Source organism: Nocardia sp. NPDC006044 (assembly GCF_042871115.1).
Lineage (GTDB): Bacteria > Actinomycetota > Actinomycetes > Mycobacteriales > Mycobacteriaceae > Nocardia.
The window spans coordinates 1,145,875-1,171,311 of sequence record NZ_JBIAID010000002.1 but is presented as its reverse complement, the minus strand read 5'-3'; the positions used below and the strand labels follow the sequence as shown (position 1 = coordinate 1,171,311).

The window sequence follows — 25,437 nt, the reverse complement described above, 5'->3', positions numbered from 1 at the left end:
TTCCCAAATTCTGATTGTGATCGAGGTCTGTTGTGGCGATTGATTCGGCTTGGCCGGCACAAACCGAGGTGGCGCCGTGGGCGTCGGCGCGCACCGCCCACCTGGCCTCGTTGTCGGCCGGTGGGGCGTCGGATGATTCGACCCGAGCAGGGTCTGGCGACGGCCGTGTCTATGACTTCCATGGAATGACCGCGACCTCTTCTGGGCAGAAGCTCGCCCGGATCTTCGCGGGTAAGGATCTGGTCGAGGCGGCGTGGCCGACCGCGAATTCGCAGTCGGTAGCAGCGGATTCGGCTCCGGCCGCGGACGTGCCCGTGGTGTCGCCGTCAGTGATCAAGCCGGTGAGTTTCCAGACCGGTCCTGGTGATCGGTCGATGACGCCGGAAGAACAGGCGGCGGCAAATCAAGCGAGACGTGATGAGCAGCAGCAGTTTTCGCCGGTGCCGGGTGGTAATCGGCCGTCGCCGGGTTCGAATACCCAGCCTGCCCAACCGAATCAGAATCCACAGTCGGTCCAGAACCAGCAGCCGCAACAGGTTCCCGCAACCACCACCCCGGGTGCCGCTAAACCGGTCGACGCCCCGGCACCGGCGCAGCCCAACCCTGCCGATTCGACGGTGCCGGCCCCCACGCTGCCGGCCGAGGGTGTGCCATGGGAGACCAGGTCGGATAACGGAGCTGTCGCGACGAGTGTGATCGTTCCCGGTACCGGCGGACAAACGATCGACACCACGATCCGCAATGCCGACGGCACGATCACCCAGGTGCGTTCGGTCTCCGACGGAAACGGCGGAGTGACGACCTGGACGGCCAACGCCGACGGTTCGTTGTCTGTGCGGTACCCCGACGGGACCAACGGAGCACCACCTAACCAGGCGAAGATCTACACGGTCCCGGCCGGCCAGGACCCATCCGGCCCGGCCCCGATCTCGACCGATATCAGTGCCGATGGAAAGAACACGCATACCGAATCGGTGAACCCCGACGGGACGGTATCGAAAGCTGATTCCAAGGTGCGTGACGACGGCACGATCAGAACCGATCACATCAATCCGAATGGCTCGACCAGCAGCACGGTCGCCACACCCGGCGCAAACGGTGCCATAAACACCACGCTCATCAGCGATATCGATGCCAATGGTTATGGCTACGACACTGATGACAACGGAATTCGTTGGGATGTGACGCCGACCTCCAGGGAAGGCTTCGATCACAAAGCTCTCGAGTTGCATGTACAAGAGAAGGAAGGCGACAACTTCCGGGAAAAGATCTTCGACAAGTACGGACACCTGGTCAGTAGCCAGCTATATGACCCGACTGGATCATTGATTTCCGGCTCGACGCTCAAAGATGGCGTGCAGATAATCACCGGCCGGGCGATCGATGTGCGAAAGCAGGCCGACGACCAGATGAACCGTGCGGTCATGGCGGCGATGGCACTGAGCCGTGATCGCAAGACTGTCGATACTTCGAGCAAAGACTACATTGCTGCCCGGCAATTGTCCGACATGCTCGGCCAGCTACATGGCGACCGCGATGCGTTAATCAAGACTGTCTGGAAAGACGGCCTACTCGTTCAGGTCAGTATTGCTGGCAAAAATGGCATAGACCATGTCGTTTCGATTGGTGAAAAACCGGGCAAGGCGTCGGACCCGAACAGGTTCTTGCAGTTCGATCGCCATCCTGACGGCTCGATGACCGACGCCAACGGAAATCATCTGGTGCAAGTCGGTGACTCGATCATCCGCTATGGTCCAGATGGCAAGCCGGTAATTCCGAACAGCAGTGAAGCCCGGAACCCTTCCATCGTCAAATACAGTATTGCGGTCGGCGGCAAGTATGACTTCGAGGTAGAGCCGAAGGCATTCGAAAATACAAGCAATCGTCGATTTGTGCAGCGCCCTGACACGGGAGTCAATGCTGAAATCACCGAAGTTCTCATACCGCCAGGTGTTTCCGCCGACAAGATCTATAAAGTTGCGGGCGGCGGTGTATTGTTCAAAGACGGCAGTGGTTTCCATTGGGCAACAGACCCTGGGCACGGGCCGAGTGTCGCGGAACAGTTCGAAGATCTGGCATTCGAATTGGCGACGTTGGCTGTTCTCGATGGCGCGGGTCGCGTCGCCTTCCGCGCCGGTGCCAAAGTTATCGCTGCCTTCAAAGCACGCGAAGCCGCAGCCCTGGCTCGTGAAGCCGCCGCGGCCGCCGCGGCGGCGAAGGCCGCACCCGGTATCGCGGCGAACACCGCCCGCGCCGGTATCGCAGATTCCACCGCCCCGTTCTCCTGGGGTGGTTCAGCGGCACCGAAATCGGTCCCGAAGGCCGGCTTGCCCGCCGAACAGCCGCCGGCCGCCTGGGGCGGATCAGCGGGGTCGCCCTCAGTGCCGAAAGCCGCCTTGCCCACCGAGCAGCCGCCGGTCTCCTGGGGCGGCTCGGCGGGGTCGCCGTCAGCGCCGAAGATCACCCCGCCGCCGACGGAGGCCCCCGCCCGCGTCGGCTCACCAACCCGCTACGAAGCCCCGGCAGCCAACCCGCACACCACATTCCCCAACCAGAACGCACCCATCCCAGCGAAGCAACTGCCGTTCGCCCCCGCCGACCCCTACGCCAACACCCTCATCCAAACCGACGCAGGCATCGCCGGACAACTGCGCTACGTAATCCACCAGTCCGACACCATCGTCGAACTCGAGACGAAAGAACTGATCGGAGTCACCGGCTCCTCCCAGACCCGGATCGTCAACCAGGCCGGCCGTTCAGGCGGTACGATCCCGCCAGCTCGGGGCGCAGGGAGTTCTCGGGGCGGGAGCCTCGGGAGTAACGCCGGCGGCGGAAGCGGAAGTTCCGGTGGTGGCGGTGGTCGTGGTGGTGGTGGCGGTGGTGGTGGTCGTGGTGGAACTGGTGATTCCGATTCCGGCCGAGATTTCAGTGATCTCACCCGCTCGAACAAGCAGCTGCGGTCTGACGGTTTGGACGACGTTCGCACAAGGACCGGGCGTGACCCGGAGTTGGACGAGGTCCGCCGGCCAGGCAGTCGAGCGCTTACCACGACGCGGTATCGGATGGATAATGGCAAGAGTGGCGACTTTTTCGGATATAGCGGAAAGAAGCCTCAAGAGTCATGGTCGCCCGCTGATCGGAGTGTTTATCGACCCGCCCCTAATAAGCGGATATTCGAGGATCGAAAGGCTGCAAGTTATGATCCTAATTCTCCAACGCTGCGGTCGGCGAGGCTTACGGATCGGGCCAATGATTCAGAGATCAATACTTTTGAGGAGCTCGTACGCACACATCTGGAGACCGTGCGGGATTTCTCTCGAAAAGACGTCGAGGCCGCAATTCAGAATGCTGTGAAGAAGGTTGCGAGAGATATAGAAAATGGGCGAGTCGAATATCCTTCTGGTAAACGCGGTCAGATACAGCGTGCAAAGGATAGGGTTGAGGAATCCATTAGATACCTCAATGAGATCGGCTCACGAAATGCTGCGAAGTCGGGAGGTGAGTATACGCCGTTTTCGATCGACGAAATTACTGGCGATGTCCGACTCGTGATGGATATACCTCCCGGTCGGAGCTTTCCTGCATTTGAACAGATATGTGACTCATGTAAAGATGTGGTTTCGACTTATCGGGCGATATTTCCCGGTATCCGTTTGGAAATCCGTAGTCTTGCACAGGATAGGTTGGCCTGATGAATAACGAGTACGCTGCCGAAGCGGTTCGGATGACTGTGGAGCGGGTTGTCGCTGACGGGCTGAGGCGCGAGTCGATGACGGGGGCATCTGATCAACAGATTGATGCGTGGGCGGTTCAGCAAGGCGTCTCGGCGATCCCACAGGCTGTTCGTGAGATTTTGCGGTTGATCGGTGTACGACGTAGTCGATGGCTGGCGGGCAGTTCGTTCGGCGTCGAGATGGTGGGCAGCGACAGCAAGCGATTTGCTCTGGCGACGCTGCGCCAAGTCGGCGACACCCTCGTCGACTCCGCGGGAATGTTGGTGTTGGTCGATCATCAGTCCTACTCCTTTTATGTCATTGATGGGGCCGACCTGTTACGCCCGGATCCCCCTGTGTGGGTGATCACTGAGGGCGAACCGGCGGAGGAAGGATGGTCGTCGGTTACGGGCTGGTTCGACGACATTTCCCCTAACGTTGCCGAGGATCGCGAACGGCTGGAAATAATGCATGAGCTGGGTCATTGGATCGATCCGGCGTGGTCGGAATATATTGATTTCAGCTGAGGCGTGTTCTGGCTCGAGCCTGAGATGCGAGAACGCATCCTCGATGCTGCGAGAATTTGAACTACGTTCATGCTCGATTTCAGGAGAGGCACGAATATTGAGTAGGTTTGCTGAGGTCGTCGTTCTTGCCCGTGATGCTGAAGGTGTTATGGAGCACTTGACGGAGCCTGATGACAATCGGGCGTGGTATCAGAGTTTCACGCGGGTAGATGATTCGGTGTTTGCGGGTACTTATGGCGGGTCCGGTCAGTGTTACGCGTGGGTGATTCAGTTCGGGCGTAATACTTGGCGGGGGCTTCTTCCGTATCTGGAGTCGCTCGAGTGGCCGCGCCCTGATTCTGTGCAGGTTCTGGTTCGCGATTAAGAAGATGATTGCTTCGGGTTGTGGATGATCTATGACGGAAAACTGGTTGAGGTATCCCTTCCGCGTACCGAGCGGGAGGAGTACGACGACTCTGTGACCGGAGTGCTCATACGAACCGATCGTGCAGAGCCGGTGTGATGCCAACACCCTCATCGGCGAAAGTGACTCGGAACGATCCGAGTCGCGAAGTACGCGCGATCGGTGTACGAGGTGGCCGATAGCGGCGGACATGTTGCAGTGGCCGGCAAACAGCGTGAATCCATGCGTGCTGCCTGGGTAGGCGGAACTTCGAATAGTACATCTATCAAGGAGTGAATAATGGCCGTGTACGGCCCTGCCGGTGTAGCGGTCGACGACGCCGGTAATATATATATCGCGAATAGTTCGGTCAGCAACTATGTCTTCAAGCAGGATCCGGAGGGGCGGGAGTCCAGGCTTTCGTTCCGGTATCTGCAGATTCCGTACGGCGTGACCGTGGATGCGGCAGGCACCGTTTATGTCACTGACTACAAGTATGACAGTAAGTATCAGCGCGGCTTTGTATATCGGCTGACCACCGCCGGGGTGGAAACGACTATAGTGATTCCTGAGCTGCGGAACCCCACGGACGTTCATGTCGACACTGCCGGCAACTTGTATGTGGTCGACAGCTGGAACGATCGAATTGTTCGAGTGCGGCCGAACGGCACTCAGGAAACGATCCCGCCCGGGAATCTGGCTTTCCCGTTCGGCATCTTTGTCGATACTGCGGGGACGATCACCGTCTCGAACAGTGAGGACCGGATCGGTATCGTGCGGCTCGATGCCGCAGGCAATCAGACCACGCTGCCCTTCACCGGGCTCGATCGGTCGATGGGTCTGGATATTGACGGAGCCGGAAACATCTATGTCGCGCAGGCCGGGTATCGGAGCTCGACTCCGCGCGTGGTGAAGATGACGCCCGACGGTGTGCAGTCGGTGCTCCCATCGGGGCCGGGCGTGCTGCGCAACCCGCGCGGCATCGCGGTGACCGATAATGCCGTTCTGGTGGCCGATGAATACGGTGTGCAGAAGCTCGCGCTCTGAAATGAAACCGCGGCAGTAAGGTCTACCGGGGCTTATCGGCGTCGCGTGGCATTCGGCGAATCAGTAAGGAATGTTACATACATAGCGTATGTGATGAATCACAGCTTAGCCGCTGGATTGCTGATTCTATATATTTCATGCGGTTGGCGAATTACTCCGGCGGAGATCGTATGCCAAATATTTGCCAGTTCGACTGGCTTCGCGTCTGATTTGGTCATGCACAGTGCCTATTGTATCGAATAATGTGCGGTCACTGCCGGTCGTAGCCCTTGCCGTTGGAAGTTCTGCCGGTGGAAATGGGGGCGTGGCCTGCTATAGGTCAGCTTACAGTTTGAAAGTTGCACGGCCCTAAGCATGCAATCGATGGGCAATCAACCGTGAGAATCTGCGATGGCTGAACAGTCGCTGGAGGCTGAATCTGCGTGATAGAACTGCCTCGGTCGATACCAATGGGGTTTTCGACCAGGAAAGATTCTGTAAAGGAAACAGCTGAATGAGCAAAATGCGTGTGTTCGGGGTTGTGCTGGCGGCGGCGGCCGGTGTGGTTATCGCCGGATCGGGTCTGGCTACCGCCGGTGCGGCTCCGAGTGTGACTGTGCAGCCGGGGATTTCGGTGCAGCCGGTGATCGGCGTCGGTGAGCCGGATCCGAATGGGACCGGGTCGAGCTCGGCGCTGGTCGATCTGATCAAGGCGCTGACAACCGGGTCGGCGGGTGCCAAGTAGCTCGCTGAAGTGATGCCGCCCGCGTACTGCGGGGGATGGACGGCGGGGTGTCCTGAATTTCGCGAAGCGGCCCGGAGGCATCCGGGTCGCTTTGTCGTTTTCGTGACTCGGTCACAGCTGGAGAGAAGAGACGCCTCACGATGTTTGCCGAAGGTTCACGATGCCGGTTATGTGAGGAATGTTCGAAGTAGTGGACCTGTGGGCGGTGACAGCGGATGTGCTCCGGGTATCGCCTTGGTCGAAAGCATAAAACATGCGTTGAGCAGGTATGACAGATGACAGTCGGCGCAGCGAACTGCACCTCGTCCGCCACTCGGTTCCGTGCATCCGCGCGATCCCAGTCATACACTCGACCAAGTAGCTGGTGGGATTCCGATGACGCAATCCCGCGCCTGTCGTCAGCAAGGTGAGGATCCTCTGCACTAGGTGGGTGACCGTGGCCAAAGGCGGCGCGATGTTGAGAGCTTGGTGGCGGGATCCGGCGGACTACGCGTGGCTCGCCCGCGCGCTCGACTCCTATACGGCGGTGCGCTGGTTGAAGGTGGTCGTCGGGATGGGCGGTGTCTTCCTGGCGGGCATCGCCATGCTGGCGGCGTCCTCGGACGGTGGTCCGCCGCAGGGGATCGGCTCGGCGATCGACTGGGTCATCGCTGGGTTCGCGGTGTACTGGGCGTTGCGCTGGTGGTTGCTGCCGTGGCCGTCCAGGGTCGAATCGCTGGTGCTGTTCGGGGCCGCGGATGTGGCGATCACGGTGGCGAATCTGCAGGAATCGAATCGGCTGTACGGCGCGCTCGGGCTGACGCTGCTGGTGATCACCGGGGGATACCTGGCGGTGATGCACAACGCGAAAGTGCTTGCGTTGCATGCGGCGTGGACGGTGTTCTCGGTGGTTTTACTGACCGGGCTGATGGTGGCCGGCGGCGGTGATCCGATGCTCGGCGCGGTGATCGTGCTGATGACGGCGGTGTGTGGGGTGGTCATGATGCCGGCGATGCAGTTCTGCTTCTGGGTGCTGCGGCAGGACGCGGTCCGGGATCCGTTGACCACGTTGCTGAATCGGCGTGGGATGGAGCTGCACTTGGCGACGATGGCTGGCTCGGGGTGCCGCAGGGCGATGTGCGCGATCGCGGTCGATCTCGATCGGTTCAAGGCGATCAACGATCGCTTCGGTCACGCGGTGGGTGACGAGGTGCTGTTGCGCACGGCGCAGCGGCTGCTCGCGGTGCGTGGCTCGCGAATGGTGGTCGCGCGCACGGGCGGTGAGGAGTTCGTGATGCTCGGGCCGGTGGGGGATCGGACGGCGCGGGCGGTGGCCGAGCAGGCGCGGCTGGCGGTGTCGGAGCCGCAGGTGGTGCGGCGGGACGCGAACGAGCCGGCGGAGACGATCTCGGTGACCGCGAGTATCGGGGTGGTGGTGTTCGACGGACCGTGCGAGCTGCCGCTGCCGTACTCGATGCTCGGGCGGGCCGATGAGGCGATGTACGAGGCCAAACAACTCGGCGGGAACATGGTGGTCGTCGACGAACCGGTCGCGTCCACGGTGACCTAGAAACGCGAAAACGGCCCGGAGCGATCCGGGCCGTTTTCGTCGTATCAGCGGATCAGAACGCGGCTTCGTCCAGCTCCATGATGTCGTTGTCCAGGTTGGACAGGATGGTGCGGACCGCGGTCAGCTCCGGCAGCATGTTGCGGGCGAAGAACTGCGCGACCGCGACCTTGCCCTGGTAGAAGGACGCGTCGGCACCGGTCGCGCCGTTGTCGAGCGCCTTGATGGCGATCTCGGCCTGACGCAGCAACTGCCAGCCGATGAGCAGGTCGCCGACGGCGAGCAGGAAGCGCACCGAACCGAGGCCGACCTTGTACAGCTCGGTCGGGTTCTCCTGGGCGCCCATCAGGTGCCCGGTGAGGGTGGCGGCCATGCCCTGCACGTCCTCGAGCGCGGTGGCGAGCAGCTTGCGCTCGCCCTTGAGCCGGCCGTTGCCCGCCTCGGTGTCGATGAACTTCTGCACCTGGCCGGCCACGTGGGCCAGCGCGACGCCGCGGTCACGGGCGATCTTGCGGAAGAAGAAGTCCTGCGCCTGGATGGCGGTGGTGCCCTCGTAGAGCGAGTCGATCTTCGCGTCGCGGATGTACTGCTCGATCGGGTAGTCCTGGAGGAAGCCGGAGCCGCCCAGGGTCTGCAGCGATTCGGTCAGGTACTGGTAGGCCCGCTCGGAACCGACACCCTTGACGATCGGCAGCAGCAGGTCGTTGACCCGGTCCGCGAGATCGGCGTCGGCGCCCGAAACCTGAAGGGCGACATCGGGATCCTGGTGTGCGGCGGTGTAGAGGTAGATCGCGCGCAGGCCCTCGGCGTAGGCCTTCTGGCTGGCCAGCGAGCGACGCACGTCGGGGTGATGGGTGATGGTGACGCGGGGCGCGGCCTTGTCGGTCATCTTGGTCAGGTCCGCACCCTGGACGCGCTCCTTGGCGTATTCCAGTGCGTTCAGGTAACCGGTCGACAGGGTGGCGATGGCCTTGGTGCCGACCATCATGCGCGCGTTCTCGATGACGTCGAACATCTGCGCGATGCCGTTGTGCACCTCGCCGACGAGCCAGCCCTTGGCCGGAATGCCGTTGCCGCCGAAGGTGACCTCACAGGTGGCCGAAACCTTCAGGCCCATCTTGTGCTCGACGCCGGTGACGAAGACGCCGTTGCGGTCGCCGAGTTCACCGGTCTCGTGGTCGAAGTGGAACTTCGGCACGAAGAACAGCGACAGGCCCTTGGTGCCGGGGCCTGCGCCCTCGGGGCGGGCCAGCACCAGGTGGATGGTGTTCTCGAACATGTCGTCGGCATCGGCGGAGGTGATGAAGCGCTTCACACCCTCGATGTGCCAGGTGCCGTCTTCCTGCTTGATGGCCTTGGTGCGGCCGGCGCCGACGTCGGAGCCCGCGTCGGGCTCGGTGAGCACCATGGTGGCGCCCCAGTCGCGGTCGATCGCGATCTGGGCCCACTTCTTCTGCTCGTCGGTGCCGTTGTTGTGGAAGATGGTGTTGAAGCCGGGGCCTGCGGCGTACATGTACGCGGCGGGCTGTGCGCCGAGGATCAGCTCGCTGATCGCCCAGTGCACGGTGCGCGGGACGCCGAGTCCGCCGAGCTCCTCCGGAATGCCGAGCTTCTCCCAGCCGCCTTCTTGCAGCGCGCGGAAGGACTTCTTGAACGATTCGGGGATGGCGACGGTGTGCGTCTCCGGATCGAAGACCGGCGGGTTGCGGTCGGCGTCGGCGAACGACTCGGCGAGGGGGCCCTCGGCGAGGCGACGTACCTCGGCGAGCATCTCCTTCACGGTGTCCGTGTCGAGGTCGCCGTAGGCGTCACCGTCGATGATGGACCCGAGACCGAGGACCTCGAAGAGGTTGAACTCCAGGTCGCGGACGTTGCTCTTGTAGTGACCCATGTCAGTACTCACTCTCCGTTGAGTTGGTGCGGTCGGTTGGTTGACCGTTCCCGCCCGTTTCTCGTCTACCGGTTAGCCGGTTTTCCGCATGCTACTCGCGGGTAACTTACGACCTATATTACCGGTCGGTAATGGACTGGCAAAGGCTCGAGCGGGAATGTGACGCGAAAAACAGCGCCGCGCGCGGGATCGCCGGCCGACACGCCGACCCGGGTTACGGTGAAGCGTGCGAATCGAGACGAGTGCCGGACCGGCCGAAATCGAGCTCGACCGGCCGCGCAAACCCGCCTTCCTGCTGGTATTGACCCACGGCTCAGGCGGTGGCGTCGACGCCAAGGACATCCTGACCGTGCGCGACACCGCGCTGGACCTGGGCGGCGCGGTGGCCAGGGTGACCCAGCCCTACCGGGTGGCTGGGCGACGCGCGCCCGGGTCGGCGGTGAAGCAGGACGAGGCGTGGCTGGAGATCGTGGCCGACCTGCGCAAGCGGATCAAGCAGGTCCCGCTGATCCAGGGCGGGCGTAGCAACGGGGCGCGGGTGGCCTGCCGCACGGCGATCGCGGTGCGGGCGCGCGGGGTGATCGCGCTGTCGTTCCCGCTGCATCCACCGGGAAAGCCGGAGAAGACGCGGCGCGCGGAGTTGCTCGACGCGGGGGACATCGAGGTGGTCGTGATCAACGGTGGCAGCGATCCGTTCGGCATCCCGGATGCCGCCGACGCCGCGGAGGTGCGGGTGATCCCGGGTCAGCCGCACTCGTTCCGCACCGGATTCGATGTCATCGCCGAGACGGTCGCGCCCTGGTTGGAGCGCTGGAGTAGCTAGCGGCTACATGCAGTATTTGGCGCCGGAGGAGATCGACTGCACGAGGCAGGCCAGGGCCGCGGCGCTGCTGGACCCGGGCGATACGCCGATGGGCGTCGCCTCGGTGCCGACCGGGGCGACCTGGCTGCTCGGCGCGGGTTCCAGCGGAATCCCGGCTGCCGCGTGTGCCGCCCCCGCGCCTGCGGTCAGCGTGATGCCCACGGCGACAATGACTTTTAGGACGGCACGGCTCATGGGTAGCTCCTACGGTTGCGGTTGGATCACCGGCAACGCTAGCCACGCCGCTCGTCATCGACACGCCCCCAATATCGTTGGCCGCGTCTTCGGCGGCGCTACCTCGGCGCCTGCCGCTACCGCATCCCTCGGCGGCGGTAGGTCGAAAGTGCTTGTAGGACTGGGGATCTAGGACCGCAGCCCGATGTCGGTCGAGGTTTCCGTAGTTAGCGTGCAGAGCATGCAGATTGCCCTGATCGCCTGGCTGAAGCGTAGACCGGCGATCCGTCGAATGTCCCTTCGCCCGGTACTTGTCGCGATCGCCGTGGTGGCGGGTCTCGGCGCGAGCGTCGGCCCGGCCGGTGCGGCTCCCGCCGACGATGATCCGATCCGGGAGGAGGTCTCGTTCCAGAGCCATGGGCTGACGTTGCACGGCACCGTGTTCATACCGCGGGCGGCCGCCGATGCGAGACGGCCCGGCATCGTCCTCGTCCATGGCGCGGGACCGGGACCGCGCGCCGAATATGTCCCCGAGGCCAAGACTTTCGCTCGCGCGGGCATTGTCGCCCTGGCCTTCGACAAACGCACGGACGGCTACTCCTTCATGAACCGGGATTTCGACCTGCTGGCCGACGACGCCCTCGCCGCCCTGGCCACCCTGCGGGGCCGGCCGGACGTCGATCCGGCGAAGACCGGGTTGTGGGCGTTGAGCGAAGGCGGCTGGGTGGCGCCGCTGGCCGCCGCGAAATCGCCGGAGGTCGCGTTTCTGATCACGATCGGCGCCTCCGGATTCGACCCGTTGCGCACGCAGACCTGGAACCTGGGTAATCAACTGCGCCACCGTGGTATTTCCGGTGCCTTCCCCGACGCGGTCGCGCGGCCGGGGGCATTGCTGATGTCGGACACCGGGCTTTTTCCCGAGGCCGGACACGATCCGGTGCCCGTGCTGGAGCGGCTCCGCCTGCCGATGCTGCTGCTGTGGGGCGAGCACGACACCATCACCCCGCCCGCCGAGAGTGCCGCGGTGTTCCAGCAGGCGCTCGACCGCGCGGGTAACCAGCACGCCACCATCCGGTTCGTACCGAGAGCGGGGCATACCGGGCACGTAACCACTGATGGCTTCGACAAGGTCGGTGGTCCGGTTGTCGACGGTAAGACGCTCGGCGCGCTCGCACCCGTATACGCCGGCACTATGACCTCCTGGGTCCAGTCGGTCGCCGCCGGTCGCGCGCCGTTATCCAGCACGGAACCTGTTCCAGCGCAGGAGCATTCGAGCCTGTCGCCGTCGAGCGGAGCATGGTACGAGGCTGCGGCGGTGCGATACGCGCTCCTGGCGCTGCTGCTGATCGGATTCGCCGGATACCCGCTCACCGCCTGGATCGGGCGGCGCGAGTCGTCGGGTCGAAATCCGGTGCGGTGGCCCGCCCGGTGGTTGTCGGCGACGGGATTCCTGGCTGTCGCCGGGACTACGGCCTACCTGATATGGATATTCGCCACCGGCGGCCGAGGTGCCGCGGCCTTCGTCGCCGGCCGTACCTGGCCGTGGCTATCGCTACAGATCTGCGGCGTCGCGGTATTGCTCGCCACCGCCACTACCGCGGTCACCTATTGGCGGGCGCGGGACCAGCTGGCCGGGGCAGTCCGGGTCCGGCTCGCCCTGCTGGTCCTTGCGGGACTCGCGTTCGTTCCCTGGGCCCTGTACTGGCGGCTACTCCTGCCGTGACCTCACGAAGCCGGTTCGATCTCGTCCGATTCCGGCTCGAGCCGGGTGGCGATGACCAAGGCGTCGATGGCGTCACGGCCCTCGGTCGGGCGGTGGACGCGTTCGGCCAGGCGGATGCGGATGCGGTTGTCCGCGACGGACTTTTGCAGGTCGGCGACGATATCGTCGGGCGTGAAGAGGACGGAGGGGTCCTTGGGACCGCCGTAACCGTCGGTGAGGTTGGTGGTGTCGTGGCCGAGGACGAGCAAAGTGCCGTCGGGGACGAGCACGTCGGCGGCCCGGCGGACCACCTCGGCACGCTGGTCGGCGGGCAGATGCAGGAAGACCATCAGGACCAGCTCGTACGGGCCGGTGATCTCGGCGGCGTCGAAATCGGTGACGTCGGCGCACTGCCAGGTGATCCGGCTGCGCACGGACCGCGAAAGGCGGGTGGCGATGGTGCGGCCCTTGTCGACGCCGACCTGCGAATAGTCGACGGCGTGCACCTGCCAGCCGTGCGTCGCCAGCCACAGCGCGTTGCGGCCTTCGCCGCAGGCCAGGTCGAGGGCGCGCGGGAGTTCGGGCGGTTCGCCGCCGGGCGTGTCCGGACGCAGCGGCGTGCTCCGGTCCAGCCCGAAGACGTGTTCCACCATGGTGTTGTTCGGCGGTGCGCCCCAGACCAATTCCGTTTGCGCGTAGCGCTCGTCCCATTCGGTCGCATCCATGCTCGCGAGTCTATTGATCGCCGACGTGTAGCCAATGGACCGGCGAGGTTTCCCGGATGTGCACCAGCACGTCGAACGCGCCGGCCAGCGACGCGACGGTGATGTTGGCGCCGGCGTCCTCGGCGGGGTCATAGATGCCGCTGATGACGCGCGCCTTGGCCGGGCCGCTGCGCCATGCTCGCACCGCTTCGGGCGCCTCGGCGCGCAGGTCTACGTAGTAGGCGGGCAGGTCGACCGAGCCGAGGAGCGCGTCCACCAGATCGGGCAGCGGATCGGGCGCGATGGTCCGCCCGAGGTCGCCGTGGTGGAAGCCGAGGGCGACCGAGACGTAGCCGGTGCCGTACTCCTCGTGCAGATAGGCGCCGACGCCGCGGAATTCCGCCGCACCCATGTCCAATCGGAGGTTCGTGGTGTGGGCGATGCCGTCCCAGTAGACGATCTTCGCGCCGGTCTCGCGTTGCCGGTCGATGACCCGCAGTCCGGAGAGCCGCTCGTCGCGGGCGAATCCGCCCTGCCCGGCGACGCTGTTCTCGTGGAAGTCGAGAATCCGCTCCATATGGGTGCGGACCTGAGCGTATTCCGGTGTAGCCGGCAGGCTTTCGAGCAAGGCGAGCGCGTCGCGTGCGTCCTCAGCGAACGGGCGTCCCGGATGAATTCCCTGATGGCGCTGGACATGCTCGTCCAGTTGATGCGCGGTGCGGATCGGCGTCAGGTGAGTTTCGATGGCGGCCAGCCGATCCGGTGCGATTCGCCGCACATAGTCGAGTACCAGGTCGTAGTCCGCGGGCTCCGCGTTCGGCGGCTGCACCCCGAACACTCGGACCTGATCGTCGGGATGCGCCTGGTTGAACGCGCGGATCCAGTTGAGTGCCGCAATGGTTTCCGTCGTCCGCCACGGTCGCCATGACCCGGCGAGCACCGACTCGGGATCGCCTGTTCCGGTGCGTACGTAGCGATCCCACCGCTCGCCGGAGCCGGCACTGTCCTGAATCGCCAACCCGCGGAACCCATGCCGCTCGACGAGCGCGCGGAAGACGCGTTCCTGCATCCCGTAGATCTGCCGGGAGAACCGCGTCGACTCGCCGAGCCCGACCACCGTCGCCGTTGCGAGTCGATGGATCAGCGGGTCGAGATCGGGCCCGGTGTGGCCGGGATCGGTATCGGAGATCGGACGGGCATTGGCGCTGAGCCACGCACGCACGGTGGCGATCTCGGGTGCGACGGTTCCCATGGTTCCTCCTGAACGACGACGATCCAGCACCGCCGAGCCTCATACATCAAGCACTGTTGAGGTCAAGGCTGTGCTGGATCGCGCGGAACTCGGAGCTGGGACCCCGTTACAGCGGCGTGCGCATGAGCAGCACGTTGTACTGACTGTGCACGGTCGTGAGGTAGTACAGATCGCGCCCGGTCTGATACGGGAAGATCGACGGCGCGTACGCGCTCGGCAGCTCCCTGGTGTCGATCAGCACCTCGGGATCGCTCCACGGACCGGTCGGCGCCGGGGCGCGCCGCATGACCACCGAGTTGAACGGGTCGGTGGTGAGTGAGATGTATTGCCCCAGATAGGCGTTGTACATCACCGACAGCTCGCCGACGCCCCACATGATCGGCGCCGCGGCATTGACGTCGCCGCGTTTCCACGCCCCGCCGTCCCAGTACTCGTACGCGCCGAGATCGGTGATCTGGGCTTCCGGTACCCGCGCGACGTACGCGGACTGGTTGCGCCCGGACGGCGTGCCGTACTCGTAGACGAATCCGCCGTCCTTGAGGAAGGCGTTCATCTGGAAGTTGCTGTTGCCGCCCTCGTCCGGGCGCCGGGTGGCCGGCAGCTCGCCCCAGGTTTCGCCGTTGTCGCCGGACGCGGCGAGCCCGGAATAGTTCGTGGTCCACTGTCCGACCTCGTCCCAGCTGCGCACGGACATGAGGCTCATGAATTGGACGCCGCCGACCGAGATGCCCGCAGTAGGAATGCGGCTAATCTCCAGAAAAGGTATTTTTGGGCTGGGGATGAGATCCCGCGCCTGACCGAAAACGTCCCGGACGACGCTGTCGAAATAGATGCCGCCGGACGGGTTCTGGGTATGACTTCGAGTGAGGATATTCGACCGCCACGACCACATGCTTCCGGCCAGAAGGTTCGGAAAACCGATGCCCGCGGTATCGCCGAATGCGGTCAGCAACTCGCCGTTGCCGTTGTCCCACATGATGCCGAGGTCGGTGCCGAGCACGTTGTAGGCCTGGGTGTTGTTCGGGCTGGCCATGCCGGTCATCTGGAACACGGCCTTGGTCCGCCCGACCAGGTTGGGCAGGCCGTTGCTGCCATTGAGCACCGGAATGGGGTTGATGGTGTTCGGGTTTGCGCAGGCGGGGGTGGATGCACTGATAAGCAAGGCCGAAGCACCCGCCAACGCCGAAAGCAAGATGGATGCCGTCTTGGTCAAGGTCTGTGAGCCCTCCGTGTCCGCGCCGAGAGCGATACGAAACACAGAATTCCCGCGATACACAGACCATTCGCGGTGTGCAACGCACCACATTCGACTGGCTGGCAAATCTGTGGGAAATGCTAGCAGTGAACTCGTCGAAAATGTGGTGCGTGGGGCAAAAGGGGCTGCTGACCGCTAACTCTCGGTGGGCTTACCCCGCGTCGTGGCCAGCCTAATGATCAACGGCAGCTGCGTCGCCCGTTCCACTGCGAAGGTGCGGCGTGTCGAAGCCTCCCAGGCCCGGTCGAACAGCCGCTTGACCCCTGCGACGGCGTGCGGCGAGCGGGTCGCGATGCGGTCGGCGAGCTTCTCCGCGGCGGCCAGCGGGTCCGCGGTGACCTCGGTGACCAGGCCGATCCGTTCGGCGTACGCGGCGTCGACGGTGTCCGCGGTCATCGCCAGCAGCAGCGCCTTGTCGACGCCGATCAGCCGGGAGAGCGTGGCCGCGCCGGTCATGTCGGGCACCAGGCCGTGTTTGGCCTCCATCACCGAGAACTCCGAATCCGGCGTGGCGAAACGGAAATCGGCGGCCAGCGCGAGCTGCAGCCCGCCGCCGAAGCAGCGGCCGTGCACCGCGGCGATCACCGGAACCCGCAGCCTGCGCCAGGCCCAGCAGGCCTCCTGAAAGGTGTTGGTGCCGCGCCACGGCAGCGGAATGAAGCTGCGCACGATGGACAGCGGGTCGCCGGTGGCCTTCGCGATGTCCAGGCCGCTGCTGAAACTCGGGCCGTTGCCGGACAGGATGACCGCGCGCACGTCGTCGCGGCCCGCGATGGCGTGCGCGGTGTCGATCAGGTCGCCGAGCATGTCGATGGTGAGGCCGTTGTGCTTGTCCGGCCGGTCGAGGGTGACGTAGGCGCGGTCGCCGTCGAAGCGCAGCGCGATGTTGGTGCCCATGTACGGATCTTACCCGCGAGTCAGTTATTGGACAGTGGGCCATTGCCCGGTCGTCGGGACTCTGTTCTAATCGAACTCAAGTTACCGTCAATGCTGACGGTAACTGCGTCGGCGGCCGTGCGAAAGCTGCGTCGACGGCCCGCGAGATCATTTCGGAGGAACAATGCTGCCAGCGGGAATGGATCCCCGAACGCCGGTGCTGGTCGGTGCCGGACAGGCCGTGCACCGCAGCGGCGAGCCGGGTCTGCCCGGGCCGGTCGAACTCGCCGCCGAGGCCCTGCGCCGGGCGGGCGCCGACAGCGGCACCGGCGACCGGCTGCTCCGCTCCGCCGATCTGATCGCCGCCGCGGCCCCGGTCAGCAGGCCGTACGCGGACCTCGGCGCGCTGGTGGCCGGCGAGCTGGGCGCGAGTCCGAAGCGCACGTTCCAGTCCGTGCGCTTCGGTGGCGACGCACCGCAGCGCTTGCTCAACACGGTCGCTCAGGAGATCGCCGACGGCCGCTCGGACATCGCGCTGATCACCGGCGCCGAGGCGGTCGCCGCGTGGAATGCCGCCACCCGCACGGGCGCCGCGCTGGATTGGCCGGAGCAGCCGGAGGACGCGCGGCCGACCCAGCTCGTCGGCTCGGATCGCGCACCCAACTCGGACATGGAAACCGCGGCCGGACTGTGGGGCCCGGTCTACTTCTACGCGCTGATGGAGACCGCGCTGCGCGGCCGGCTCGGACTGACCGAGGACCAGCATCGAGCGCGCATCGGTGGCCTGTGGTCGAGACTGTCCGCGGTGGCGGCGAACAATCCCTATGCGTGGCAGCCCACCTCGCAGTCGCCCGCCGATCTGGTGACGCCGACGCCCGCGAATCGGATGGTCTCTACGCCGTATCCCAAGCTGCTCGTCGCGAATCTCTCGGTGAATCAGGGGGCCGGGCTGATCCTGTGCAGCGCGTCCGCGGCGACCGCGGCCGGGGTGCCGCGGGATCGCTGGGTGTTCCCGCACGGCGGCGCCACCGCGACCGACGAGTGGTTCGTCTCCGAACGCGCGGACCTGGCTGCCTCGCCGGCCATCGCGGCCGCCGGGCGGGCCGCTCTCGGTGCGGCCGGCATCGGCATCGATGACGTCGCGCACATCGACCTCTACTCCTGCTTCCCGGTGGCGGTGCAGGTCGCGGCCGAGGCGCTCGGCCTGCCGATCGACGATCCGGCGCGGCCGCTGTCGGTCACCGGCGGGCTCACCTTCGGTGGTGGCCCCGGCAACAACTACACGACTCATTCGATCGCGACCCTGGTCGGCTTGTTGCGCGAGGATCCAGAGGCCTACGGCCTGGCGACCGCGCTCGGCTGGTACATCACCAAGCACGGCGTGGGCGTGTACTCCGCGAAACCGCCTGCGCGACTGTTCCATTCGATCGAAGCGGAGGTTCCCGCCGCCAGGCGCGACGCCGCCCCCGGCTACACCGGGCCGGCCACCGTCGAGTCGTACACCGTCGCCTATCGCAAGGGGCCCGCGCCCGACCATGCCGATGAGCCCGAGGCCGTCGTGGTCAGCGCTCTGACTCCGACCGGTGCCCGCATACTTGTCCGGGCGTCCGACGCCGAGACGGTCGCCGCCTTCGATGACGGTGACCCGCTCGGCGCCACCGCCGACATCGCCGCTGCCGACAAGCTCACCCTGCTCGAGAGGACCGTCAAATGACCGAACTGATCTTGGTCGACCGGCGCGATGCCATCACCGTGCTGACCGTCAACCGCCCCGAGGCGCGCAACGCCATCAACCTCGCGACCGCGCAGGCCATCGAAACCGCCGTCGACGAGTTCGAGGCCGACGCCACCGCGCGGGTGCTCGTGCTGACCGGCGCGGGTGGAACCTTCAGCGCCGGAATGGATCTCGTCGCCGCGTCGAAGGGGGAAATGCCGATGACCCAGCGCCGCGGGCCGCTCGGGATCGCCGCGAAACCTCCGGCGAAGCCGATGATTTCGGCGGTCGAGGGGTTCGCGCTGGCCGGCGGCTTCGAATTGGCGCTCTCCGGTGACCTCATCGTCGCCGCCGCCGACGCGCAGTTCGGCATCCCGGAGGTGCGGCGCGGCCTGGTCGCGGCCGGCGGCGGCGTGCTCCGCCTGACCCAACGCCTGCCCCGCAGCATCGCCGCCGAGCTCGCGCTCACCGGCGGGCGCATCGGCGCCGATCGGCTCTACCAGCTCGGCCTGGTCAATCGGGTCACCGAACCCGGTGCCGCACTCGCCGCGGCGCTGGAGCTGGCCGCCGAAATCGCCTCCGCCGCACCGCTGGCCGTCGCCGCGAGCAAGCGGATCATCGACGAGTCGCCGGACTGGACGGTGACCGAGGCGTTCGCCAAGCAGGGCGAAATCGCCTTGCCCGCACTGTTTTCCAAGGACGCCGCGGAAGGCGCGCTCGCCTTCGCGCAGAAGCGCGAACCCCAGTGGCAGGGCCGCTGACCGCCGCGGGTGAAGGCGTCAGGGACACCCAGGCGCAACGCCGGGCGCGGATGCGCGCCCGGCTGCTCGACGCGGCGGTGGAGAGCCTGATCGAGGACGGTTACGCGGGCACCACCACGCTCGCGGTGCAGAAGCGGGCCGGGGTGCCGCGCGGCACGCTCCAGCATCACTTCCCGACCAAGGCCGACCTGCTCGCCGGCGCGGTCGAACATCTGGCCGCGCGTCGATTCGACCAGCTGACCAGGGAATTCGCCGAGCTGCCCGAGGCGGCGGACCGGCTGGAGGCCGCCGTCGAGCTGACCATGCGGATGCTCAGCGGACCGTCGTTCTGGGCCGCGCTGGAGATGTGGGTCGGCGCGCGCACTGACCCGGAGCTGCTCGCCGCGTTCCTGCCGCTGGAGCATCGACTGTTCGAGTTGATGCACAACAGCATTCGCGACGTCTTCCGCGCCGAGTTTCCGGACGACCCGCGGGTGCCGACGATCACCGAGTTCACCATCGAGATCATGACCGGTATGGCGCTGCGGGTGTTGTTGACCGGTGAGCTGGATCGGAACCGAATCATCCAGCACCGCTGGCGCAATGCGGTGCGCATCCTGCTGGGGACGGCGCATCCGGACACGCTGACCGAGCCGCGTCCGCCGCGCTAGCTAGCGGCCGGCGGTGTCCAGCACTGCCCGCGCGCACGCCGCGGGATCGTCGTAGAACGGCGTGTGGCCGCTGCCGTGCAGGGTGACGTGCTCTGCGTTCGGCAGTGCCGCGCGGGCGCGACGGCTCTGGGTGCGGTAGGTGAGCAAGATGTCGCGGTTGCCCCAGGCAATGGTGACCGGAATGTCTGCCAGAGCGCCGATTTCGTGCAGCTGCGCTTCGTCGAACGAAGCCAGGGCGGCCTCGAACCCGGGTGCGTCGGCCGCTCCGTTCGCGGTATCGACCGCGATCTGAGTGCTCACGGCCCACGGTTTGCCGAAAACCAGGCCGAGGAACGCCGTCCGGCCCGCCGCGGTCCCGAGAATGGTCGGCAGCGCACGTTTCATCGGGCCGGCGAGCATTCGTGACTTGCCGAGCGACTGCTGGCACCAGACACGACCGGCCTTGTCCCAGAACGCGATCGGTGAGAATGCGGTGACCGAGCGGGCCAGGCCGCGGGCACCGAGGTTCAAGGTGATCAGCCCGCCCATCGAGTTCCCCGCCAGGTGCGGCCGCTCGATCCCTTGTGCGGCAAGGAAATCGGCGAGCGCATCGGTGAGCGTGTCGACGGTCGTGGTGGCCAGGGGTGCGGATCCCGCGAAGCCTGGAAGATCGACGGCGATCACGTCATAGGACTCGGCGAGCGTGTCGATGATCGGCTCCCACACCTGCCACCGGCTCCCGATGCCGTGCACCAGAACCAATGGTTCGCCCTGACCGACCCGATGATGGTTCAACATGGTCATCCCAACTCTCGCCCGGCCGTGCGCCCACAGTAACAGCAGTCGCCAGCCATCAGTTGGTGATCTTCTGCCGAAACCGGACAATTTCCGCTGGCAGTGGCCCGAAAACGCCGGTAAGGTAAAAGGTATGGCAACGCGTAAGGTCACCCTTTCGCTGGACGAGGCCGCCTGGTCCTTCGCCGAGCAGGCCGCGGCCCGCGCGGGCATGTCACCCTCGGCGTGGATATCGAAGGCCGCGCGGCGCGAAGCCGTGCGCACCGGCTGCGGCCCGGCGCCCGACGTGACGGCTCAGGCCGCCGCGGACGCGGCCGAGATGGCCGCCGCCGAGGAGGCGATGCGTGCGGCGGGGTGAACTGTGGATCTACAACCCGCATGGTTCGCCGCGACGGCGCACAGTCGTGCTCATCAGCAGTGACGGCATCAACGAGTCACCGAGGCCCTGGCTGATCGCCGCCGAGGTGGTCGAGGACGATCCCAGGGACATCCTCGCGGTCCCGGTGGAACGGTACGGCTGGGTGCACGCCGGCAACATCGGCCGCATCTTCCGCGGCTGGCTTGTCGAACGCGTCGACGACATGGAAACCGAGACGCTGGAACGCTTGGATACCGCCTTACGCGCCGCCATGGATTTGTGAAAATCTCCTTCGTACGAAGGTTTCTGCCCTGATCGGTACCATCGTGGCCGACGTCCCACAGCGTCCATTCGACGACAGTGTCCATTCGACAGATAGGGATTCAGGTGCGGATTTCCCTGATCGCCGCGGCGCTCATCGCGCTGCCGGTGCTCGCGGCATGCGGCAACGACAAAGCGGCGGCAGCGCCCACGGTGACGCAGGCGGACCTCGCCAAGTCCCTGCAGGACAAGGGGCTCAAGAGCCAGCAGCTCGCCGACTGCGCCGCGAAGCTCTTCATCGACCAGGGCATCTCCCAGGACGGCCTGCGGGTCATGGTCAGCAACGAATACGACACCAAGGCCGCCGACCAGGAGACCCTCGGCATGAGCAAGGACGATGCGGAAAAGGCGCGCACCGCGAGCACCCGCATCGCCACCGAATGCATGACCGCCCCGCGCTGACCCACGCCGCTTCTTCATCGACGCGACCGCGGCATTCGTTTTATGCTGAGGTCGCGTCGATGTAGTTCGGCGGGGGAGATGAGGCCGGCATGCAACCGCACAACCAGAATTCGCCGTATCCGCCCGTCCCGCAACGGATCACGCCATCCGGCTGGTGGTTCGCGTTCGGTGGCCTGCTCATCGCGATCGGCGTGTTCGGCGGCCTCGGTCTCGGCATTGTCGGCATCACCCAGACCGCGGGCAAGATCGATGACTTCCAGCGGGTCGCGGTGCCCGGCTCCGGTGAGGTGCAACTGGCCGAAACCGGCGGCTACACCGTCTATTTCGAAGGTCTTCCGGGCCGGGTGAATATCGTGATCACCGATCCCGGCGGTTCGGCTGTGCCGCTGACGAAGTACGACGCGTCGGTCACCTACTCGTTCGGTAAACACAATGGCGAAGCGGCCTTTTCGTTCGAGGCGAAGCAGCCGGGCACCTATCACGTGACGACGAAGGGTGATTACGGCGGCACCGCCGCCATCGGCCCCGGCCTCGGTGATTCGTTCGTCTTCCAATTGTTCGCGGCGCTCGGCATCGGCGGCGGCGGATTGATCCTCGGCCTCGTGGTGATCATCGTCGTCGCGGTCAAGCGCAGCGGCAGTAAGCGCAGAGCGGCGCAAGCAGGCGGCGGTGATCCGCCCGGCTCGTGGCAGTACGGTCCGCGCGAGTACTGACCGTCAGATGGCGACGACCAGCTCGATCCGCGCTTGCGAGCCGGCGCCGAGATCCTCGGCGGTACGGACCGCCTTCTTCACCGGCAGCACGTAGGTAGCCCGGGACTTGTCCGGAAACAGCGACGTGGACCAGCGGCTGGACCCGATCGTGACATGCACCCGAACGGCGCCGAACCCGCCCGCGAGCTGGGCGTAGCGCTCCTCGATCTCGTCGGCGATCTCCTCGGGCAGTGAGATGAAATGCCACGACCCCATGCCGGAGTGTTCCCACACCTCCGCCGTGAACGAGTACTGCGATCCAGCCACGCCGCGACTGTATCGGGACCCACCGACAACTCCGGCGGACCGTCATTTCGATCGCGGTGCGCGCAACCCGTGAGCCGGGCACGGTGCTGCGCGATCGTGGGGTGATGACATCCCTCGAGGCCAAATCCGCCACCGACGCCGAACTGGATGCGGTCTTCGGACCGATCTTCGACCGCATCGCGCAGGGGGCGGTGGCGCGCGAAACCGACCGCCGCCTGCCGTTCGAGGAGGTGGGCTGGCTGCGCGAGGCGAAGTTCGGCGCGCTGCGGGTGCCGGTCGAGTTCGGCGGGTACGGGGCCACCGTTCGCCAGCTGTTCCGGCAGCTGATCGAGCTCGCGGCGGCCGAATCGAACCTGCCGCAGGCGCTGCGCGTGCACTTCTCCTTCGTCGAGGATCAGCTGCTGGCCGAGCCAGGGCCGAGCCGCGAGCAGTGGCTGCGGACGGTGACGAGCACGCTGGTCGGCAACGCGATCACCGAGCCGGGGGTGGGCGCGGTGGACCGCTACCGCACCCGGCTGACCAGGGACGGTGACCGCTGGCTGCTCAACGGGGTGAAGTACTACAGCACCGGCTCGCAGTACGCCGACTACATCCTGGCCGCGGCGGACCGCGACGGTGAGCGGGTCGGCGTGCTGGTCGACGCGAACGCCGAGGGCGTGCGCCAGCACGACGACTGGGACGGCTTCGGTCAGCGCCTGACCGCTAGCGGCACAACAGAATTCACCGATGTCGTGGTCGCCGAAGAGCGCATCCTCGGCCCGGGCTACGGCGCGCCCGGCCCGACCTACGCGACCTCGTATCTCCAATTGGTCCAGCTCGCCGTGCTGGCCGGCATCGCGCGGCGCGCGGAACTGGACGCACGGGATTGGGTGGCGGGTCGTACGCGCAGCTACTCGCACTCCGCCGCGGGGGTGCCGCGCGAGGATCCGTTGGTACAGCAGGTGATCGGCCGGCTCTCGGCCGCCGCTTTTGCCGCCGAGTCGAGTGTGCTGGCCGTCGCCGACGTTCTCGACGAGGTCCTCGCCGACGGTGCGAAGGACGAAAAGTCCTTGGTGGCCGCCGAACTCGCTGCCGCGCAGGCGCAACTGGCGGTGATCGATCTGGTGCTGCCCGCCACCACGCTGCTCTTCGAGGTCGGCGGCGCGTCGGTCGTTTCCGAACGCCAACGGCTGGACCGGCACTGGCGCAACGCCCGCACCATCTCGGTGCACAACCCGGCCATCCAAAAGGCAAGGGCCATCGGCGATCACCTGCTCAACGGCGCCGAGCTGCCGTTCGCCTGGAGCGCGGGCGAACGCAAACCGGCGGCGGAGGCCCAGCAGTGACCCGCCGAATTCGGTTCAACGCCTTCGACATGAACTGCGTCGCCCACCAATCGCCGGGCCTGTGGCGGCATCCGGACGATCAGTCGCACCGGTACAAGGAACTGAGCTACTGGACCGAATTGGCGAAGCTGTTGGAGCAGGGGCGGTTCGACGGCATCTTCATCGCCGACGTGCTGGGCACCTACGACGTCTACGGCGGCACCGACATCGCCGCGCTGCGCCAGGGCGCGCAGATCCCGGTGGCCGATCCGCTGCTGCTCGTCTCGGCCATGGCCGCGGTCACCGAGCACCTCGGGTTCGGCATCACCACCGGCACCGGTTTCGAGCATCCGTTTCCGTTCGCGCGCCGGCTCTCCACCCTCGACCACCTGACCAACGGCCGCATCGGCTGGAACGTGGTCACCGGCTACTTGCCCTCGGCGGCACGGAATTTCGGCGCGGACGACCAGCTCGACCACGACGAGCGCTACAACCAGGCCGATGAATACCTGGAGGTCCTGTACAAGCTGTGGGAAGGCTCGTGGGAGGACGACGCGGTGGTCCGCGACGCCGCCGCCGGCGTCTACGTCGACCCGGCGAAGGTGCACCACATCGGCCATCGGGGCAAGCATTTCACCGTGCCCGGCATCCACCTTTCGGAGCCGTCGCCGCAGCGCACGCCGGTGATCTATCAGGCGGGCGCCTCGACCCGTGGCGTGCGGTTCGCCGCGGAGAACGCCGAGGCCATCTTCATCGCCGCGCCGTCGAAACGACTGCTCGCCCAGACGGTTTCCCGCATCCGCGCCTCGCTTCGGGAGGCCGGTCGCGATCCGTACTCCGCGCGGATCTACGCGCTGGCGACCATCATCACCGACGCCACCGACGAAGCGGCGCACCGCAAACACGAGGAATACCTGTCCTACGCCAGCATCGAGGGCGGCCTGGTCTTCATGTCCGGCTGGATGGGGATCGACCTGTCCGGCTATGACCTGGACGATCCGATCGGACAGGTGCAGAGCAACGCCATCCAGTCCGCCGTCGCCGCCTTCCAGGAGTTCGACGACGACGGCCGTGAGTGGACGGTGCGCGATATCGGCCGGTGGGCGGGCATCGGCGGGATGGGCCCGGTGTTCGTCGGATCCGGCGCCACCGTCGCGGACCGGCTCCAGGAATGGGTCGAGGACACCGATCTGGACGGGTTCAATCTGGCCTACGCCATCACCCCGGGATCGTTCGAAGATGTTGTGCGGCATGTTGTTCCGGTGTTGACCGAACGTGGCGCCTACGCCGCCGACTACGTCCCCGGCACGCTCCGCAACGCGCTGTTCGAAGCGGGCGACCGGTTACCCGACGAGCATCGCGGCGCCCGCTACCGCCTCGGTGCACCCGGATCCACCGCATTGCCCGACGAGGTCTCACGCCCAGGGGCGCGGGTCGCTACGCCGAGTGCCTGACCGCGTCCGGCGAGCACTCAGGTGC

Annotated in this window: 24 protein-coding genes; 16 read left to right on the top strand and 8 right to left on the bottom strand. The window is 65.8% G+C overall.

What is annotated here, in order from left to right; translation table 11 throughout:
• Positions 1-185 precede the first annotated feature (185 nt).
• From ACFYO1_RS22915 to ACFYO1_RS22895, 5 genes are all read left to right on the top strand, one after another.
• Positions 186-3,692 (top strand): hypothetical protein, encoded by a 3,507-nt coding sequence (locus ACFYO1_RS22915; RefSeq protein WP_387234308.1) that lies wholly within the window; start codon positions 186-188, stop codon positions 3,690-3,692.
• Positions 3,692-4,240 (top strand): hypothetical protein, encoded by a 549-nt coding sequence (locus ACFYO1_RS22910; protein ID WP_387234305.1) that lies wholly within the window; start codon positions 3,692-3,694, stop codon positions 4,238-4,240. The genes ACFYO1_RS22915 and ACFYO1_RS22910 overlap by 1 nt, the downstream gene beginning before the upstream one ends.
• Positions 4,241-4,922: 682 nt before the next feature.
• Entirely contained in the window at positions 4,923-5,669 is a 747-nt protein-coding gene (locus ACFYO1_RS22905; protein WP_387234301.1) for a hypothetical protein, read from the top strand.
• Positions 5,670-6,162: 493 nt separating this feature from the next.
• Entirely contained in the window at positions 6,163-6,393 is a 231-nt protein-coding gene (locus tag ACFYO1_RS22900; protein WP_150400168.1) for a hypothetical protein, read from the top strand.
• Positions 6,394-6,847: 454 nt separating this feature from the next.
• Positions 6,848-7,942: a GGDEF domain-containing protein gene (locus ACFYO1_RS22895; protein WP_387234298.1), complete on the top strand. Its 1,095-nt coding sequence runs from the start codon at positions 6,848-6,850 to the stop codon at positions 7,940-7,942.
• Positions 7,943-7,994: 52 nt separating this feature from the next.
• Here the strand turns inward: ACFYO1_RS22895 and ACFYO1_RS22890 are convergent, their stop codons facing one another.
• Positions 7,995-9,830 carry an acyl-CoA dehydrogenase gene (locus ACFYO1_RS22890; RefSeq protein WP_387235326.1) on the bottom strand — a complete coding sequence of 612 codons (1,836 nt, stop codon included), beginning with the start codon at positions 9,828-9,830 and terminating at the stop codon, positions 7,995-7,997.
• Between the two features lie 226 nt (positions 9,831-10,056).
• Here ACFYO1_RS22890 and ACFYO1_RS22885 point away from each other — a divergent pair, with 226 nt between their 5' ends.
• Positions 10,057-10,653: an alpha/beta family hydrolase gene (locus tag ACFYO1_RS22885; protein WP_387234295.1), complete on the top strand. Its 597-nt coding sequence runs from the start codon at positions 10,057-10,059 to the stop codon at positions 10,651-10,653.
• Positions 10,654-10,656: 3 nt separating this feature from the next.
• On the opposite strand, the gene ACFYO1_RS22880 is transcribed toward ACFYO1_RS22885, so the two are convergent.
• Entirely contained in the window at positions 10,657-10,887 is a 231-nt protein-coding gene (locus tag ACFYO1_RS22880) for a hypothetical protein (protein WP_387234292.1), read from the bottom strand.
• A gap of 220 nt (positions 10,888-11,107) precedes the next feature.
• On the opposite strand from ACFYO1_RS22880, the gene ACFYO1_RS22875 reads away from it, so the two are divergent.
• Positions 11,108-12,589, top strand: coding sequence for an alpha/beta hydrolase (locus ACFYO1_RS22875; RefSeq protein ID WP_387234289.1), 1,482 nt, complete (start codon positions 11,108-11,110; stop codon positions 12,587-12,589).
• 2 nt (positions 12,590-12,591) lie between these two features.
• On the opposite strand, the gene ACFYO1_RS22870 is transcribed toward ACFYO1_RS22875, so the two are convergent.
• From ACFYO1_RS22870 to ACFYO1_RS22855, 4 genes are all read right to left on the bottom strand, one after another.
• Complete coding sequence (locus tag ACFYO1_RS22870; RefSeq protein WP_387234287.1) at positions 12,592-13,293, bottom strand: class I SAM-dependent methyltransferase; 702 nt, start codon at positions 13,291-13,293, stop codon at positions 12,592-12,594.
• A 10-nt stretch (positions 13,294-13,303) separates the two neighbouring features.
• The gene (locus ACFYO1_RS22865) at positions 13,304-14,524 is read right to left on the bottom strand and encodes an erythromycin esterase family protein (protein ID WP_387234284.1); all 1,221 of its coding nucleotides are present in this window, start codon (positions 14,522-14,524) and stop codon (positions 13,304-13,306) included.
• Between the two features lie 106 nt (positions 14,525-14,630).
• Entirely contained in the window at positions 14,631-15,737 is a 1,107-nt protein-coding gene (locus ACFYO1_RS22860; RefSeq protein ID WP_387234281.1) for a DUF4185 domain-containing protein, read from the bottom strand.
• A 177-nt stretch (positions 15,738-15,914) separates the two neighbouring features.
• Positions 15,915-16,676: a crotonase/enoyl-CoA hydratase family protein gene (locus tag ACFYO1_RS22855; protein WP_387234278.1), complete on the bottom strand. Its 762-nt coding sequence runs from the start codon at positions 16,674-16,676 to the stop codon at positions 15,915-15,917.
• Between the two features lie 163 nt (positions 16,677-16,839).
• Between ACFYO1_RS22855 and ACFYO1_RS22850 the strand changes: the two genes are divergently transcribed.
• From ACFYO1_RS22850 to ACFYO1_RS22840, 3 genes are read left to right on the top strand one after another with little or no spacing between them, the layout of a single operon-like run.
• The gene (locus ACFYO1_RS22850; RefSeq protein WP_387234276.1) at positions 16,840-18,369 is read left to right on the top strand and encodes an acetyl-CoA acetyltransferase; all 1,530 of its coding nucleotides are present in this window, start codon (positions 16,840-16,842) and stop codon (positions 18,367-18,369) included.
• The gene (locus ACFYO1_RS22845; protein ID WP_387234273.1) at positions 18,366-19,130 is read left to right on the top strand and encodes a crotonase/enoyl-CoA hydratase family protein; all 765 of its coding nucleotides are present in this window, start codon (positions 18,366-18,368) and stop codon (positions 19,128-19,130) included. The genes ACFYO1_RS22850 and ACFYO1_RS22845 overlap by 4 nt, the downstream gene beginning before the upstream one ends.
• Positions 19,115-19,780: a TetR/AcrR family transcriptional regulator gene (locus ACFYO1_RS22840; RefSeq protein WP_387234270.1), complete on the top strand. Its 666-nt coding sequence runs from the start codon at positions 19,115-19,117 to the stop codon at positions 19,778-19,780. Before ACFYO1_RS22845 ends, ACFYO1_RS22840 begins: the two co-directional genes overlap by 16 nt.
• Here the strand turns inward: ACFYO1_RS22840 and ACFYO1_RS22835 are convergent, their stop codons facing one another.
• Positions 19,781-20,563 carry an alpha/beta fold hydrolase gene (locus ACFYO1_RS22835; RefSeq protein ID WP_387234268.1) on the bottom strand — a complete coding sequence of 261 codons (783 nt, stop codon included), beginning with the start codon at positions 20,561-20,563 and terminating at the stop codon, positions 19,781-19,783.
• A gap of 124 nt (positions 20,564-20,687) precedes the next feature.
• On the opposite strand from ACFYO1_RS22835, the gene ACFYO1_RS22830 reads away from it, so the two are divergent.
• From ACFYO1_RS22830 to ACFYO1_RS22815, 4 genes are all read left to right on the top strand, one after another.
• The gene (locus ACFYO1_RS22830) at positions 20,688-20,912 is read left to right on the top strand and encodes a hypothetical protein (protein ID WP_135233911.1); all 225 of its coding nucleotides are present in this window, start codon (positions 20,688-20,690) and stop codon (positions 20,910-20,912) included.
• Positions 20,899-21,195, top strand: a complete 297-nt coding sequence (locus tag ACFYO1_RS22825; protein WP_387234265.1) for a hypothetical protein — start codon at positions 20,899-20,901, stop codon at positions 21,193-21,195. The genes ACFYO1_RS22830 and ACFYO1_RS22825 overlap by 14 nt, the downstream gene beginning before the upstream one ends.
• Positions 21,196-21,299: 104 nt before the next feature.
• Positions 21,300-21,635 (top strand): hypothetical protein, encoded by a 336-nt coding sequence (locus tag ACFYO1_RS22820; protein ID WP_150400154.1) that lies wholly within the window; start codon positions 21,300-21,302, stop codon positions 21,633-21,635.
• An 89-nt stretch (positions 21,636-21,724) separates the two neighbouring features.
• Complete coding sequence (locus ACFYO1_RS22815; protein WP_387234262.1) at positions 21,725-22,348, top strand: hypothetical protein; 624 nt, start codon at positions 21,725-21,727, stop codon at positions 22,346-22,348.
• Positions 22,349-22,351: 3 nt separating this feature from the next.
• Here ACFYO1_RS22815 and ACFYO1_RS22810 read toward each other — a convergent pair whose 3' ends face one another.
• Entirely contained in the window at positions 22,352-22,654 is a 303-nt protein-coding gene (locus tag ACFYO1_RS22810) for a DUF1905 domain-containing protein (RefSeq protein ID WP_387234259.1), read from the bottom strand.
• Between the two features lie 104 nt (positions 22,655-22,758).
• On the opposite strand from ACFYO1_RS22810, the gene ACFYO1_RS22805 reads away from it, so the two are divergent.
• Together ACFYO1_RS22805 and ACFYO1_RS22800 are read left to right on the top strand one after the other, a co-directional pair.
• The gene (locus tag ACFYO1_RS22805) at positions 22,759-23,979 is read left to right on the top strand and encodes an acyl-CoA dehydrogenase family protein (protein ID WP_387234256.1); all 1,221 of its coding nucleotides are present in this window, start codon (positions 22,759-22,761) and stop codon (positions 23,977-23,979) included.
• Positions 23,976-25,412 carry an LLM class flavin-dependent oxidoreductase gene (locus ACFYO1_RS22800; RefSeq protein WP_387234253.1) on the top strand — a complete coding sequence of 479 codons (1,437 nt, stop codon included), beginning with the start codon at positions 23,976-23,978 and terminating at the stop codon, positions 25,410-25,412. The genes ACFYO1_RS22805 and ACFYO1_RS22800 overlap by 4 nt, the downstream gene beginning before the upstream one ends.
• Positions 25,413-25,437: the final 25 nt, after the last annotated feature.